Consider the following 1,881-nt stretch of genomic DNA (forward strand, 5'->3'; position numbering starts at 1 on the left):
CAGCGGGTACTTCCTCGGGGCAGGCATCGTCTGGGCTCCTCTCATGACACCCATCTGACCTGCTGTCACCTTTCCCCGCATCTCGGGGGAACCTCAGTTCGCTGGTAGACGTCCTCGTAAGGAAGGTCGGCGTGATCAGTCCTGGCGGCAGTTCCCAGAGTTCGCCCGGCCGCTTGGGCCGCGAGAGCATATCTCCGTACGGCAGACCAAGCGGACTCCGCCCATCCCTGTTCCAGGCAGGCGAACAGCGCTTGAGCCTCGCTCCGATTCGCTCGCGCCAGGTCAGTCGCCAACCGTCGCTCTGCCGCGCTGGTGCGGGAGGGACTGAACCGGGACACCTCTTCTGCGACAGTACCCAAGGCGACAACCGACGTGTGGAGACTCCGCAACATCTCCGGAAGCTGCTTCCCGAGGGTTCGGCCAGAAGCGGTCCGCAGGCGCAGGATCTCACCAACGAGATCGTCGGTCTTCCGCTGAAGCCCGGGCAGATCGGCGTCCCTCAACACCGACTTCCATTGCGCGCGGGTCACCGGCACAAAGGCGACATCCTGCTGTCCCGTGATCTGCTCAGGAGGTGCGGAGAGAAGCAGCTTTCGGATCACCGCTGGTGCAGCGGCACTGGACTCTCGTTCGACTATGCCCAGTTGGTCGGGCAGGGATACGTCCACCAGTACAGGATGGCACCGGCGCCTGCCTGAAGCCTGTGGTTTTCACCGCGCCCCTCGATGCCCGCGCACGGCGACGATGTGGGTGTGCGGGCCTGCCTGCCGAGCTTTTCATTTCCTAGAGCATCGTTGAGGTTGGCAGTGGACTCTCGTCGGAGTCCACTGCCGCAGCATACTGAGCAGCCTTGGAGAGCCGCGCACGTACGTTTACCGGAAGTCCCGCAGCTTCGAACTCAGCAGACGATGACCACTGACCGCCAGCAGGCGGACCTGCGGCAAGCCAGAACCATTTATCACGCCGCAGCCCCGGCCGCGTATCTGGCCGAGGGCTGCTTCGACGATCCAGGGTTGGGTCAGAGTCCAGCGTGCTGAAGCAGTCTTCGGACGATGCTGGTGATGATCAGCATCCTGAAGCGTGCCTCGTCCGCGCTGGAACGGCCGGGGTGGGGCCCCTCCGGGTGCGAGATGCCCCAGGCCCCTTGCATGAGTCGGCCCCACTTCTCCGGGACGACCTTCTTCTGGTCAACCATGAAGTTGATGGCATTGCCGCCCGAGGCGCCTGTGTAGCCGTACTTCTGCGCGACTCGAAAGGTCACATCTTCGAGCATCGGGCGGAGGGCCCCGTTGCTGGCCTCGTAGTTATGGTGGTTGAGGTTGTCGACAGCCTGCTTGTAGTGGTTGAGAGCGACCTCGAAGCCGGCAGCATTGAGCTGCGCTTCCAAGGCGCTGATCTCCCCGGCCATCTCGGTGCCTGGCGCGTCGGTCGGGCGGATGTGATAGGTGACGGGTCCCTTGTCGATCTCGATCCAGCTGTCGAGATCGATGTCCGTCCGGATGGTCGGGTCATCCCACATGAGGTCGTAGCCATCAGCGAGGAGGGCCTCCTTGAGTTGGAACAGCAGACTCTCCGGGCCTAGCTTGTTGGGATGCCGGAATCCGCTCGTCTGTTCCTTGGCGAACGCGAGCAGGCCGCGGTGGGCATCCTTGTCGCCCTTATGCGCTGCCCGCCGCGCGTCCACCAGGACGGTCTGGACAAGCCTCTCTTTGGAGGATGTCTCGGTGATGAACCGGTCCAAGTTGGCGGCAAGCAAGCTGGTGTGGATTTCCTTCGCCGTCCGCGTGAGGTTCCCCCGAGATGCGGGGAAAGGTGACAGCAGGTCAGATGGGTGTCATGAGAGGAGCCCAGACGATGCCTGCCCCGAGGAAGTACCCGCTG

1 protein-coding gene is annotated in these 1,881 nt (G+C 63.5%); it reads right to left on the bottom strand.

The genetic code is table 11. From position 1 onward, the window contains the following. Positions 1-1,018: 1,018 nt before the first annotated feature. Positions 1,019-1,756, bottom strand: coding sequence for a hypothetical protein (locus IE178_RS34935; protein WP_193515051.1), 738 nt, complete (start codon positions 1,754-1,756; stop codon positions 1,019-1,021). Positions 1,757-1,881 lie beyond the last annotated feature (125 nt).

The sequence above is a fragment of the Streptomyces griseoloalbus genome (assembly GCA_014650015.1).
GTDB lineage: Bacteria > Actinomycetota > Actinomycetes > Streptomycetales > Streptomycetaceae > Streptomyces > Streptomyces griseoloalbus.